This is a genomic window from Chitinimonas sp. JJ19, from assembly GCF_036961565.1.
GTDB lineage: Bacteria > Pseudomonadota > Gammaproteobacteria > Burkholderiales > Chitinimonadaceae > Chitinimonas.
The window spans coordinates 26,627-39,228 of the sequence record NZ_JBAMDD010000012.1; the positions used below are offsets into that span (position 1 = coordinate 26,627).

Annotated in this window: 12 protein-coding genes and 1 tRNA gene; 10 read left to right on the forward strand and 3 right to left on the reverse strand. The window is 56.9% G+C overall.

All coding sequences use genetic code 11. The features are described from left to right. Positions 1–6: 6 nt before the first annotated feature. Entirely contained in the window at positions 7–1,590 is a 1,584-nt protein-coding gene (locus tag V7714_RS14835; protein WP_335710406.1) for an RICIN domain-containing protein, read from the forward strand. Between the two features lie 97 nt (positions 1,591–1,687). Here the strand turns inward: V7714_RS14835 and V7714_RS14840 are convergent, their stop codons facing one another. Then, positions 1,688–1,960 (reverse strand): DUF6968 family protein, encoded by a 273-nt coding sequence (locus V7714_RS14840; RefSeq protein ID WP_335710407.1) that lies wholly within the window; start codon positions 1,958–1,960, stop codon positions 1,688–1,690. Positions 1,961–1,994: 34 nt separating this feature from the next. Continuing rightward, entirely contained in the window at positions 1,995–2,453 is a 459-nt protein-coding gene (locus V7714_RS14845; RefSeq protein ID WP_335710408.1) for an MOSC domain-containing protein, read from the reverse strand. Between the two features lie 127 nt (positions 2,454–2,580). Between V7714_RS14845 and V7714_RS14850 the strand changes: the two genes are divergently transcribed. From V7714_RS14850 to V7714_RS14860, 4 genes are all read left to right on the forward strand, one after another. After that, a complete protein-coding gene (locus V7714_RS14850) occupies positions 2,581–2,856 on the forward strand; it encodes a hypothetical protein (protein WP_335710409.1) in 276 nt (91 codons plus the stop codon). Positions 2,857–2,916: 60 nt separating this feature from the next. Next, positions 2,917–4,155, forward strand: a complete 1,239-nt coding sequence (locus V7714_RS20630) for an N-6 DNA methylase (protein ID WP_442891262.1) — start codon at positions 2,917–2,919, stop codon at positions 4,153–4,155. Positions 4,156–4,260: 105 nt separating this feature from the next. After that, positions 4,261–5,946, forward strand: a complete 1,686-nt coding sequence (locus V7714_RS14855; protein WP_335710410.1) for a hypothetical protein — start codon at positions 4,261–4,263, stop codon at positions 5,944–5,946. A 7-nt stretch (positions 5,947–5,953) separates the two neighbouring features. After that, positions 5,954–6,832: a hypothetical protein gene (locus tag V7714_RS14860; protein ID WP_335710411.1), complete on the forward strand. Its 879-nt coding sequence runs from the start codon at positions 5,954–5,956 to the stop codon at positions 6,830–6,832. Positions 6,833–7,518: 686 nt separating this feature from the next. Here V7714_RS14860 and V7714_RS14865 read toward each other — a convergent pair. Then, positions 7,519–7,591: transfer RNA gene (locus tag V7714_RS14865), tRNA-Ala, on the reverse strand. Positions 7,592–7,688: 97 nt separating this feature from the next. Here V7714_RS14865 and V7714_RS14870 point away from each other — a divergent pair. From V7714_RS14870 to rlmH, 5 genes are all read left to right on the forward strand, one after another. Then, positions 7,689–8,945 carry a glutamate-5-semialdehyde dehydrogenase gene (locus V7714_RS14870; RefSeq protein WP_335710412.1) on the forward strand — a complete coding sequence of 419 codons (1,257 nt, stop codon included), beginning with the start codon at positions 7,689–7,691 and terminating at the stop codon, positions 8,943–8,945. Further along, positions 8,923–9,939: a DUF2804 domain-containing protein gene (locus V7714_RS14875; RefSeq protein ID WP_335710413.1), complete on the forward strand. Its 1,017-nt coding sequence runs from the start codon at positions 8,923–8,925 to the stop codon at positions 9,937–9,939. The genes V7714_RS14870 and V7714_RS14875 overlap by 23 nt, the downstream gene beginning before the upstream one ends. A 273-nt stretch (positions 9,940–10,212) precedes the next feature. After that, positions 10,213–11,379: a methyl-accepting chemotaxis protein gene (locus V7714_RS14880; protein WP_335710414.1), complete on the forward strand. Its 1,167-nt coding sequence runs from the start codon at positions 10,213–10,215 to the stop codon at positions 11,377–11,379. 296 nt (positions 11,380–11,675) lie between these two features. Continuing rightward, entirely contained in the window at positions 11,676–12,077 is a 402-nt protein-coding gene (rsfS, locus tag V7714_RS14885) for a ribosome silencing factor (protein ID WP_284196951.1), read from the forward strand. A gap of 45 nt (positions 12,078–12,122) precedes the next feature. Then, on the forward strand, positions 12,123–12,590 hold the full coding sequence (gene rlmH, locus V7714_RS14890; protein ID WP_335710415.1) for a 23S rRNA (pseudouridine(1915)-N(3))-methyltransferase RlmH: 468 nt from the start codon (positions 12,123–12,125) through the stop codon (positions 12,588–12,590). The last annotated feature ends 12 nt before the right edge of the window (positions 12,591–12,602 follow it).

Consider the following 12,602-nt stretch of genomic DNA (forward strand, 5'->3'; position numbering starts at 1 on the left):
GGAATCATGTCACGCCAATGTGGTTTTATCCGTTTGATGCTGGCCTGTGCGTGGCTGGCCTTGTTGAACGTACAGGTGCTGGCCGGCCCGGATTACCTGGCCAGCGGCACCTTTGCCCTGCGCAGCAATAGCGATTACCGCTATCTCTCCATCAGGGATGCGGTGCCGGCCGTGGGGTCGATTGCCTCCATGTCCAGGTTCAACGCCGGTGACACGAATCGCCATACCTGGCGCTTTATCCCCAAGGCCGATGGTTTCTACCAGATCAAGTCGCAAACAGGCTTTTTCCTGACCCAGAAGCGTGTGCTGGTACCCACGCTGGACCCGGATCTGGAAGAGGACAGCCAGCTGTGGCGGGTGGTTGATGCGGGCGATGGCTTTTACACCATCCAATCCAAGACCAATAAATACCTGGCGGTGACCGATACCCGGCGGCGGGATGGCGGCATTGTCAGCTTCACCAATAGCATCAGCTATACCGATACCCAGAAATGGCACCTGATCAAGTGGACGGGTGATGGGCGGCGGATGACCGGTTTTGTGCAGGCCACCCATGGTTTCAAGTTCGCCAATACTTTTCAGGGTGTGGACGCCAGCTATGCCTACGGCGGCCTGTGCGGCGGCATGGTCTACAGCGCCATGGATTATTTCAGCCTGGGCATGGCCATCCCGCCGCAGACCTATACGCCGGCCAACCGCACGCCCTTGCAGTCGCACATCTATGCAAGGCAGAACAAGGCTGCCATGGAAAACCAGCTGGACAAATGGATGGAGCTTAGGCTGAACCCATTCGGCTGGCGGGATGCAGAATTCTTTGAGTGGGGCTTGCGTGGCAGCGGTGGCGGCCGGCTGCAAGAGCTGCAAGACATGATCAATAGCTTCAATGCTGCGCCGCTGGGCTTGTATGAGGGCGGCACGGCCAACTTTGAGGGATGGAAGGCCGGTGATCACCAGGTGCTGGCCGTGGGCTATGCGCTGGGCCGCTACCGGGGCGATCTGGGCAGCCACAAGCAAGACCTGAAAATCTTTGTCTACGACCCCAACTACCCGGGCCAGACCATGACCATGGTGCCTGATGTGACACGCAAGGCCTTCTTTTATGTCGAAGACCCAGCCGTACGCCGCACCTACTTTGTCGACCGCAAATACGCCGCCGTGACCCCACCCAGGCTGGATGCGCTGGCCGCCAACGAGCCAGACGGCAGCATACGGCACATCTACGCCAGCTTCCGTACCGGGGGAGATGATCTGCGCGGCGGCAACGACAATGTGAACGTGACCGTCAGCTACACCGACGGCACTTCGCAGACCTTCCTCAACGTTAACCGGCAGGCCAGGTGGGTAGACAACTATGAGGAGACCGTACCCCTGGTATTGAACCGGCCGGTCCGCAAGGCCGATATCACCAGCTTTGTGCTGACCACGACATTCGGCGGCGGTATAGGCGGCGATAACTGGAACCTGGATTCTTTCCGGGTTACCAACGGCGGCAATATCGAACTGATATGCGCCGGCTGCCGGGCAGAGGACCCCAAGCCGCTGCAGCGGTTTACCGGTGATAACCAGTATTTGCGGATGCCGATGCGGTAACGGTGTAGGTAATCAGGCAGATTTGCTTAGAGGAGCGGCCTGGGCAGATTGGCTGGTATGAGGAGCCCCTGCTTCAAGCAGGGGCTTTACCTTTGCGCTAAGCGTAATCACTGCCGTCTGGCCAGACCACCTTGGTTTTTCTGCCGGTGCTTGTCAGCAACTGGTCCATCATGCGCATGGCGAGTTCCAGTGCCTGAACCGCGTCTACGCCTACGATGGGGAGATTGGGGCCGGAGTTGTCGGACAGTGCCAGGCTTACTTGATAGCTCCCCGATGCTGTTGGCGTGGGCCAGCTCAAACTACAAGTCAGCGGTGTGAGGCTGCCATCATCGGCGACCAGGGCAAGTGTTCGGGTAACCGCGTGTTCCATACTTATGACCTCCTCCAGGCAGTCGGCGTGTTTTTTAAATGGCCATCTCAATACGCGCACCACGGGCAATCTCGCCGCCACTGATCACATCGGCACGTAGCCCGCCACGGTGTACCCAGTACTTGATCACCGCCGCGGGCGTAAGGGATACGCTGCTGAGGTTGTTGCCCACCAGGACGCAAGGCTCACACAACTCGACACCGCGCAGTCTTACCGTACCGATGGTGAACTCCACACCTACCAGATCGTTCAAGCGCACGCCACGGGTGACCAGGTTGCGGCGCGTTAGCGAAAGGTCGGCCGTGCGCGCGTGCTCTGCGCAGAACTGCTCTATCACCTCGGCCTCAACCAAGGTCAGGTTTTGGCCTGGATAAGTATCCTTACCGAAGTAGCGGTCGCCCACTATGCCCATGCCGCTATGGAGCGTGATGTGCTCACACTCCAGCTGCGCGACGCCGCGCTCTGGGCTGATGAAGATGCGCTCAACGATCACTGCATGCTCCTGGTGTAAGGCATTGTTTGCTCAAACTTGCTTCGAGCGCCAAAATCTGGCGGGTGTGCGTATGCTCAGGTCGACTACGACACCAAGCATAACCTTCTCCCCAAAAGGGAGCGTACGTATGTTCGATGTTTTCGACCTGATTCTGCCTAATCTGAAGCAGGTAGCCGGCTTTGAGCTCAGGCAGTATCAAACGGCATTCGGCCCGGATGATAGGCAATACCTGTATGTGGGTGAGCTGCAGTTTGCTCAAGTACCGACCGAACTAGACCGTACACGGATCAACGATCTGTACGCAGTCTTTGCGGCTGGCCAAGTGAAGCTTGAGATGTGGGAGTGCGTGGATGTGCTGGCGCCACCTTGCCTAGCGCGACCCCGGTACGCCGTAAGCACATAAGTGTTTCCTAGATGGTTGAGCTGAAGCTAAACTGTTCTTAACTGCGCGAGACTATAGGCAATGCGAACGAACAAGCACGCAAAACGGACTGATAGCCTAGGAAGGTACTACACGTGCCCTTCAGTTAGCCAAGCGCTGATTGAGCAACTGCCGGAAATCACACCCCGGACCGTACTGGACTTGGGGGCGGGAGAAGGTGCGCTCACGCTCGCGGCCTCTTCGAAGTGGATTGACGCCGCGATCATCACCGTAGACGTTGACACTGATGCGTCCTCCATTCTATCAAACCGTCTACAGATAGGCGGGTTCCAGGGTAAGCATCATCATCTGCCGCAAGATGCGCTCGACTATGAACTCCACGACGCCCTCACGCAATCGCATAGTGCCCCCGTCGATGTTGCGATATGCAACCCGCCATTCCTGGTACCCAGATGGCGGAAGGGGTATGGAGAGATTTTAGAAGATGTGGGACTAAGCGGCGCCTTCCCTGCAGTCAAAACGACCGACGCCGCTGTACTTTTCCTAGCGCAGAATCTTCGCCTGTTAGCCGCTGGAGGGAGCGTGGGGATTATCGTCCCAGACTCCATTGCGAGCGCTGACAAGTACGTTGGATTTCGGACTTCGTTGCTAGAAAAATACGACTTGGTACGTTCGATCAGATTGCCTAGACGGTCGTTCTTAGGGACTGACGCGTTGGCGCACATACTTATTATTAGTAAACGAACGCCTTCAAGCGACAGTGTAAAGTTGTCATATCTTCCCGAGAAGTATGAAGAGGTTCCGACCATTGAGGTGACTCGCGAGCAGGCTATACGCCGACTGGACTACGCATACCACATTACGAACCAGTCTAATAGTTACTACGGGAATAGACTCCTTAATATTGCCCTGGAGTTAAAGAGGGGCAGGCAAAATAGTGCACAAGTCAAGCAGTCTCAGTCGTTTGTGCTGCATACTACCGGAATAGAGTCTCGCATGCATGGACAGTGGATGGACTTTTCGCATCGGTCCTTCTCACCGGCGGCAGCGACGCGAAGTCAGGTCGTAGCTGAGCCAGGGGATGTGGTAGTAGCTCGAGTAGGTCGCAATGCTGCGAAAAAGGTTATTGGTATCGCAAAGGGACGTGTGGCGTTAAGCGACTGTCTATATAAACTTTCGGTATCCGCAGAGTATAGGGATCGGGTATTGCATATGCTTGCTTCCGAAGCTGGTCAATACTGGTTGGAAACTCATGCTTACGGCGTCGCTGCAAGTCAAATTAACATGCGAGATTTATTAAGCATGCCAATAGATATATAGTTCAAATGTTGCCATTTGAATACTGAATTCTACTGGGTAGGTTAAGGCACGCAAAGAACCAACAGAGCGATAAGCTCGGGGCAGTAACGCTGCTGAGGAGGCAGAATGTCTGAATTTGAAGAGCGCGCAGATCAGCTTTCATTGGATCAAATTGAGTTGTCCTTGGTGGATGGGAAGATATTCCAGCACGCACAACAGAAGTTGCTCTCGCCTGGCGCAAAGTTGCTGATTGGCCCTCGCGGCGCTGGGAAGACTCATATAATGAGGCACACATATGCGTATGCGCTAAAGAATAAAAGTTCTCCACTTGCGGTGTACGCGACATTCAATCGCTATCTGAATCTCGAGCCGCTGCTAAAAAAATCACCAAATGCGCTGAAGAAATTCCATTCCTGGGTTCTCGCAAGACTGTTGCTGGGTGTTTATCAGTGCTTAGCCGACATGGGCTTAGCATTTGAACAACTGGAGGAGCAAGACCCACTGCTTAGTCTCCAGAAACTAGGTGATCTCGTGTCTTTGCTGGAGAGAGCGGGCGGGGATGAGTTGTACGAACAGTTTGGCAATAAGCTGACTGTGGATCATGTCATAAAGGCAGTTTTTGTTGCACTAAAACTTACTGGTCGCAATAGGGCCGTACTGCTCTTGGATGATGCGGCGCTTAGTTTGGCCTCTCCCTATTTAATCGCGTTTTTCGAGGTGTTTAGATTACTGAAGGCAGAGAAGATTTCTCCTAAAGCTTCAGTATATCCAGGGTCGACGCAATATGGCCCAACTTTTCATGCATCTCACGAGGTTGAAGAGGTGCCGCTGTGGTTGTCCGTTGAAGATGCTGACTATTTGCAAATCATGGGTGATATTGCAGATCGTCGTCTGTCCCTGGTCGAGCTTAAGTCCATAACGCCGGAGACGTTAGATCTATTTAAATATGTCTCGTTTGGAATTCCTCGTGTGTTTCTCAGATTGCTCCGCGAGTATTTTGACACAACATCCGGTAGCTCACAGAAAAAGGTTAACAAAATTATTGAGCGCCAAGCGGAGCTTATTGGGGCAGAGTATGATTCACTTTCTCTAAAGCTTCCGCAATTCTCTTCTATTATCTCGGCAGGAAGAAAACTGTTTGACAAGGCGGTGGCAGATGTGTCTGCTGCCCAGGCGGCCGATGCGGGCCTTCGAAATATAATATTGGGAATCAAGCAGCAAGATGATCGATCTCCGCTAGTGGAGAGGATGCTTCGATTCCTGGTGGAAATTGGACTTCTTTACCCCTTGCAGGCCGTGTCGCACGGAGCGAATCGAAAATATGACAGGTATGTTCCGCATTTTGCGTTCTTATACCAGCAAGGTGCGTTTAAGGAAGGAAGAAGTGTATCTATTAAGGGGGTGGCAATTGTTATGCAGCGCCCGATTGCCAGGCATCCTATTAGGCGTGACCTGTCTACGTTACTGGATGAGGCGGAATTGTCTGGGCTTCGATTGGACTTGCCTCCTTGCCAAAGCTGTGGCGCGAAGCGGCTAAATGATTCACAGAGATTCTGCCACGAATGCGGGCAGGAGCTAGTCGCTGCTTCGCTTTTCGAGGAATGCATGAAGCTTCCGTTGGAAAAGGTACCTGGCATTAGCCAAGCTATGATCGCTCGCATTCACAAAGATACGAAGCTGCGCAATATTGGGCATATCTATTCATCGCAAAATGCCTCTAGCGATCTCCAGAGGGCGTACTATGTTGGCCCTGTCCGCGCAGGAGACATAATTAACAAGATCACGCTAACCGTGAATGAATTTTTGAGCTAAATTAATCATGGCAGAAAGATTTCGCAGCGCTCTCTCGCTAAGTCAAGTTCAAGCGAGCCCAATCTTCGATACGGTGTCATTATTTGATTCAACTCATCAGGAGTCGCAAGCCTCTCCGTTGGATGAATTCTTAGCCAGGCTCAACGCAATCAATCGCCTAGCCCCTTCGCCGGCAAATTTCGATCATCTCCAGAGCCAGCTCGTGATGCTAGGTGTAATTGCCGCCGTAGAGAGCTATTTACGAGCGCTTTTGAGAAAAATCATTACACTCGATGATCTCTGTCAAAGGGCGGTTGAGTCAAGAGATGTTTCTTTTGGGGCGGCCCTCCATCTATCTAAGGGTATGATGCCGGAGGCGCTTCTTGAGCGCGTATCATTCGTTTCGCGAGAAAGTATAGTAGATTCGATGCGTACTTTCCTGTCCGTGAAAGGAAATTTACCTGAAGATGTCGATCTCGCGATTAAGGACTATCTGAAAGTATGTCAAATTAGACACTGCGCTGTACACCGGTTCGGTAAGCTAGGGGTGTCCAATGCAATTGCTCTTGGCTTGACTGAGCATAAAGCTCTTCTTGAAAAGCCATTGCAGTTAGACTATTCCTCGTTGCAGAATGCAATTGCAATTTCGACGGGCTTTGTGAAGGTGTTGAATAACCATCTGTTTAACGAAATCATTACGCGGGTAATGGAGGGCTGCCGAGGTCGATGGAAGGATGATAAGAAGCTATTTGTGTCCTATTACAACTTATTTTGCGATACCACAAGCGCCGCACGCTCCAGGCTTAGCTGTCGCGAAGTGTATGACGAATTTATAAAGCAAAAGAGCAACTTTGAAAGTGGTGCCCACACCCGCAGGCAGCCGGGCAAATTGGTGCCACAAGCGTAAAGTATATATGCATTCCCTAGCTTAGCTTAGCTGCCGCTGAGTCTGTCATTGTTGGTAACGGTGGCTGCATATAGATGAACCTTCCCAATGCCCTCGGTGCGACCTGTTGATCTTTGGGGATAGTCGTGTCTTACCCCAATGTTTCGTTGAGACACGGCAAATAAGGTGCATGCTATCGTGGCAGGTTTTGTTTCCGGGGATTTTTGCCTGGACAGGAAGTAATGCGGCCAAGGGCGTGCCCGACATCACCGCAACAGCAGTGAGCACTCCCTCCGTGATTGGGCTGCTCGATGTTTTATCAAACCCCGAAGATGGTTTGGGGGAGCATTGAAGGGGCTCCTATGAACGAAATCCCAAAGATTTGGCGACTATTGGCCCAACACTGAGCATGGTACCGACGTGGAACTATAACTTTTCCACAACCCCCAAAGTGGAACCATAACCTTTCCGCTACATATGCCTATCTTATTCAGAGTTTCAGAATCATTGAATCCCGCCAAGTCCTTGCAATGGCGTGACCAAGAAAGCAAAAAGCCCAGGTATCCCTGAGCTTTTTCAACTTTTGGCATCAATCGTTCTGACGTTTATTCGGGCTGTTTTGCGCAAAGTGGAAGTATAAGGCTTCCATTTCGGCAACTTTATGGTTCCCGCCACACTTGCTTGGACTTCTCTAGAAGAGTTCGACGTGGACCGAAGGAGGATCGAACTCCCGACCTCCGCATTGCGAACGCGGCGCTCTCCCAGCTGAGCTATCGGCCCAAGTGGGGTAAATATAGCGTGGCGTGCGTGGCGCCGACAAGGTGGGGCGGATTCTGGCAGAATCGACTGGAGCCAAGATCTGACGGAGCAATCAGCAATGGACGTGCAGTCGTACATGAACGAATTGGGGCGGGCGGCGCGGGCGGCATCGCGTTTGCTGGCGCGGGCGGATACCAATGCCAAGAACGCGGCTTTGCTGGCCATTGCGGCTGGCATAGAGCGCGATGCGGCGATACTGCTGGCGGCCAATGCGGCTGATATGGCGGCGGCGCAGGCGGCGGGGCTGGAGCCGGCCTTGCTGGACAGGCTGGCGCTGACGCCCAAGGGCGTGGCCAGCATGGCCGAGGGCTTGCGGCAGATTGCTACCCTGCCAGACCCGGTGGGGGAGATGAGTGACTTTGCCTACCGCCCCAGCGGCATACAGGTGGGCAAGATGCGGGTGCCCCTGGGGGTGATAGGCATCATCTACGAGGCGCGGCCGAATGTGACGGCGGATGCGGCGGGGCTGTGCCTGAAATCGGGCAACGCGGCAATTCTGCGCGGTGGCTCGGAGGCGGCCCGTTGCAACCAGGCGCTGGCGGCGCTGGTGCGCGAGGGCTTGCGCAGCGCCGGCCTGCCGGAGGCGGCGGTGCAGGTGGTGGAGACTACCGACCGTGCGGCGGTGGGCGCGCTGATTACCATGAGCGAGTATGTGGATGTGATCGTGCCGCGTGGCGGCAAGGGCTTGATCGAGCGGGTGAGCCGAGAGGCGCGGGTGCCGGTGATCAAGCATCTGGACGGTATCTGCCATGTGTATATCGACGACGAGGCCGACCCGGACAAGGCGCTGCGGATTGCCGACAATGCCAAGACGCACCGCTACGGCACCTGTAACACCATGGAGACGCTACTGGTGAACGACAATGTGGCGGAGCTGGTGCTGCCGCCGTTGGCGGAGATTTACCGTGCCAAGGGGGTGGAGCTGCGGGGCTGTCCGCGGACCCGTGATGTGCTGCCGGCGGTGCTGGCGGCGACTGAGGCCGATTGGTCTACCGAATACCTGGCGCCGATACTGGCGATCAAGGTGGTGGAGGACCTGGATGCGGCGATTGCCCATATTAATGATTACGGCAGCCACCATACCGATGCCATCGTGACCGAGAACTACAGCAAGGCGCGGCGCTTTTTGCGTGAGGTGGATTCGGCCAGCGTGATGGTGAATGCCTCGACCCGTTTTGCCGATGGCTTTGAATATGGCTTGGGGGCTGAGATTGGTATCTCGACCGACAAGATACATGCCCGTGGCCCGGTGGGGCTGGATGGCTTGACCAGTCAGAAGTGGGTGGTGCTGGGTGACGGCCAGATTCGTGCGTGATTTGCTGGCGGCGCCGGCCGCTGTACCCGATGCCGTGGCGCCCCTGGCCGGGCAATTTGCCGGCCGTTGTGGCGAGATAGATTGGCGCGCACTGCCTGCGGGCCTGCAGCGGCCTGCGTGGTGGCGCCTGTTCCACCACAAGCGCTGGCAGTATATGGGCATTGCCTGCGGCGATTGCTTTATTGGGGCGGCGGTGGTGCATGTGGGCTGGACCAATGCGGCGTTTGCCTACCTGTTTGACCGGGCCAGCGGCAAGGTGCTGGCGGCCACATCACGCGATGGCGTGCCGGGGCTGACGGCCCGTGTGGCCGATGTGCCGGCTGCCGGGGCTGAGAGCCGGTTTGCCTGGCGGGGAACCCGTGTGCAGATGCGGGAACCGACGGCGGACCAGTTTGTGCTGGAGGTGGATGGGCCGGATGGCTTTAGCGTGCGGGCCGCGCTGGATGGCCAGGCGGCGGCGCCCTGGCTGTTTGCTACTGGACCGGTGGCGGGTGGGGTGTGGCATGCCACCCATAAGTCGCCTGCCTTGCAGGTGCAGGGCGAGGCGCGTGTGGGCGGGCGGGTGTATTGCCTGGATGGCGGGCACGCCAGCCTGGATCATTCCAACGGGCTGTTGCCGCGCGATACCCGCTGGTTGTGGGCATCAGCGCATGGTTCTGAGGTGGGGTTCAACCTGCAGGCCGGCTATTTTGGTAACCACGAGAATGTGCTGTGGCTGCAGGGGCAGTTGATTGCGCTGGGTGCGGCCGAATTCAGCTATGACCAGGCCAATACACTGGCGCCCTGGCATGTGCGCACCGACGATGGCTTGCTTGACCTGCATTTCCACCCCGAAGGCGAGCGGCGCGAAGACCGGGATCTGATCGTGGCGGCTAGCCGCTATGTACAGCCGGTGGGTACCTACCATGGCTGGGTGAAGGCGTCGGCCCAGGCCGAGCCCTATCTGGTGGCGGGCTTGCTGGGGGTGGCGGAGGATCACCACTCCCGCTGGTAGCGGGTGTTGATGGGGGTCAACGTGGCGTTGGCGGTGCCTGTGTTAGCCTGATCAGGCACGCTGGGCGGCAGCTGGCGCTACTGGGATGGCATGGCGCGCAGGTGGCTGTATTGCCCTTGGGCCTGCCTGGGCTGTTTCTGGCCTGGCTTGTACTGTTGCGCAAAGATTATATCTTTGCGAGTCATGTTGCCGCAGTGGCCTGTGGCGCACTATCGTTAGCGTAGCGCTATTTCAATTCAGGGTATGTGCCCTGTTATCGGTACCGGAGCCGCCATGCAGATATTCTCGTTCACCCAACGTGCCTTGCTGGCATTCCTGGGCCTTGCCGTACTGAACCTGGCCACCGCCTTGGTGGCTAGCATGGGGTGGGGCGGCGGCGCCGTCTGGGGTGTGGCCGTGTTTGGCGCCATCGTCGCTGTTGTCGGCGGTGGTTGGTGGGCCAGCCGGGCCAGTCATGGCATAGAGAAGATACGCACGCAGCTCAAGCATATCGAGGACGGCAATTTCCGCTACCAGGTGCATGTGGAGTCTACTGACGAGTTCGCCGATACCATCCAGTATGTGCAGACGCTGTCCAACCAGCTGCGCAGCCTGATTGCCGATGTGCTGGCGTCGTCCCACAAGATATCGGAGCAATCGCACCATCTTGATGGCGCGGCGGAATTGCTGGCGACCCAGACCGGGCAGCAGAGCGATCAAGCCATGCAGGTGAGCGCCGCCACCGAGCAGATGAGCGTGTCGGTGACCGAGATCAGCCGTGCTACCCACGAGACGGCCGAGAGTGCCATGAAGGCCAAGACGGTGGTGCGCGAGGGTGAGGCCAATATGCAGGCCAGCCTGGCATCGACCAGCCGCATCGTGGAGGTGGTGGGCGAGGCCCGCTCTACCCTGGACGACCTGAACCAGGCCGTCTCGCGCATAGGCAGCATGACCGGCACCATCAAGGAGATTGCCGACCAGACCAATCTGTTGGCCTTGAACGCGGCGATTGAAGCAGCCCGTGCCGGTGAATCGGGCCGTGGCTTTGCGGTGGTGGCGGATGAGGTACGCAAGCTGGCCGAGCGGACTTCGCAGTCCACCCAGGATATCAGCAACAATGTAACCAATATCCAGATGGTGACCCAGGCGACGCTGATGACCATGGACGATGCGGTGGCCGAGGTGGCCAACGGGACGGCGTCGATCGAGGCCAGCAGCCAGAACCTGGCGGCGGTGGCGGCGGCCTCTGAGCATACGGTGGAGATGACCGGGCGGATTGCCAATACCCTGCGGCAGCAGTCGTCGGCGGCGGAGGAAGTGGCCCGCACCATAGAGCGTATGGCCGGTACCATTGATGCCAATAATCGCGAGGCGCAGGACGTGGCCAAGTCAGCAGAGCAACTGGCTGCGACGGCCAAGGCGTTGAAGACCATCGTGGCGAAGTTCGAGAAATCCATGTGATTCGATGGTGCGCCGGCCTCGATGGCGGCGTGCCGAAACAAGTCCTGCCGAGAATTCAAACACTTAGCGTGACCTGTCTGAGATATGCGGGTACAATCCCGCGCTTGCCTATGCCGCCGCTCGCCTGGTCGGGCACCGCCTTCGTTGCGCTACTGGCAGTTTTAATTGCCGAGTGAGCCCGGACGCCGTGCCAGATTGCGCCGAGCGGCATTTGCTTTCTATGGCTTAGCAGCTATGAATGCGGAACGTCCCGCGGCTGCTGTGCTGCAAGACATTATTGGGAAGAAACAGACTCCATGACTCAACACCTGACTATCGAGCAGATGCGTGACATCGCCGTAGCCGCCCTGGAAGACATCAAGGGCGAAGACATTCTGGTGCTCGACACCACCAAGCTGACCGCCATGTTCGAATGCATGATCGTGGCGTCGGGCAGCTCCAACCGCCAGGTCAAGGCGCTGGCCAACAGCGCCCGCGAAAAGCTCAAGGAAGCCGGTGCCGAGATACTCGGCATGGAAGGCGACGTGAGCGGCGAATGGGTGCTGGTTGATGTTGGTCCGCTGATCGTGCACGTGATGCTGCCGGCCGTGCGTGACTACTACAATATCGAACAGCTGTGGGGCGGCCAGAAGCCAACCTTCAACCCCACGCGGCCTTGGGAAGCAGCCATACAGGCACACGACGATCCCCAGGTCTGATAAGGCGCCGGCCACGGTGTATGCCGTGGCTGTCGAGTACGCTGCATGAAGCTTTTCATTATTGCCGTTGGCCACAAGATGCCCGATTGGGTGGAAACGGCTTTCAAGGAATACACCAAGCGCATGCCGCGCGAGGCCAGTATCGAGCTGATTGAGCTCAAGCCGGGCCAGCGGGCGGGCTCCAGCGTGGAGCGGGCCATGGATACCGAGCGTGAACGCATACAGGCGGCCCTGCCGCCTGGTTGCCGCAAGGTGATCCTGGACGAGCGTGGTGCGGCCTGGACGTCGATGAAGCTGGCCGAGAAGCTCAAGGGCTGGCAGCGCGAGGGCGGTGATGTGGCGTTTGTCATAGGCGGGGCTGATGGCCTGCATGCTGATGTCAAACGGCAGGCCGACGATCTGCTACAGCTCTCCGCCTTGACTATGCCGCACGGCATGGTGCGGGTGCTGCTGGCCGAGCAGTTGTACCGCGCCGTGGCGATCAACCAGGGCCACCCTTACCATCGCGAGTAGCCGCTGTCGGCT

What these genes read in the sequence shown, in the direction of transcription:
- V7714_RS14835 (WP_335710406.1), top strand. Translation starts at nt 7, where the DNA reads ATGTCACGCCAATGTGGTTTTATCCGTTTGATGCTGGCCTGTGCGTGG.
- V7714_RS14840 (WP_335710407.1), bottom strand. Translation starts at nt 1,960, where the DNA reads ATGGAACACGCGGTTACCCGAACACTTGCCCTGGTCGCCGATGATGGC.
- V7714_RS14850 (WP_335710409.1), top strand. Translation starts at nt 2,581, where the DNA reads ATGTTCGATGTTTTCGACCTGATTCTGCCTAATCTGAAGCAGGTAGCC.
- V7714_RS20630 (WP_442891262.1), top strand. Translation starts at nt 2,917, where the DNA reads ATGCGAACGAACAAGCACGCAAAACGGACTGATAGCCTAGGAAGGTAC.
- V7714_RS14855 (WP_335710410.1), top strand. Translation starts at nt 4,261, where the DNA reads ATGTCTGAATTTGAAGAGCGCGCAGATCAGCTTTCATTGGATCAAATT.
- V7714_RS14860 (WP_335710411.1), top strand. Translation starts at nt 5,954, where the DNA reads ATGGCAGAAAGATTTCGCAGCGCTCTCTCGCTAAGTCAAGTTCAAGCG.
- V7714_RS14870 (WP_335710412.1), top strand. Translation starts at nt 7,689, where the DNA reads ATGGACGTGCAGTCGTACATGAACGAATTGGGGCGGGCGGCGCGGGCG.
- V7714_RS14880 (WP_335710414.1), top strand. Translation starts at nt 10,213, where the DNA reads ATGCAGATATTCTCGTTCACCCAACGTGCCTTGCTGGCATTCCTGGGC.
- rsfS (WP_284196951.1), top strand. Translation starts at nt 11,676, where the DNA reads ATGACTCAACACCTGACTATCGAGCAGATGCGTGACATCGCCGTAGCC.
- rlmH (WP_335710415.1), top strand. Translation starts at nt 12,123, where the DNA reads ATGAAGCTTTTCATTATTGCCGTTGGCCACAAGATGCCCGATTGGGTG.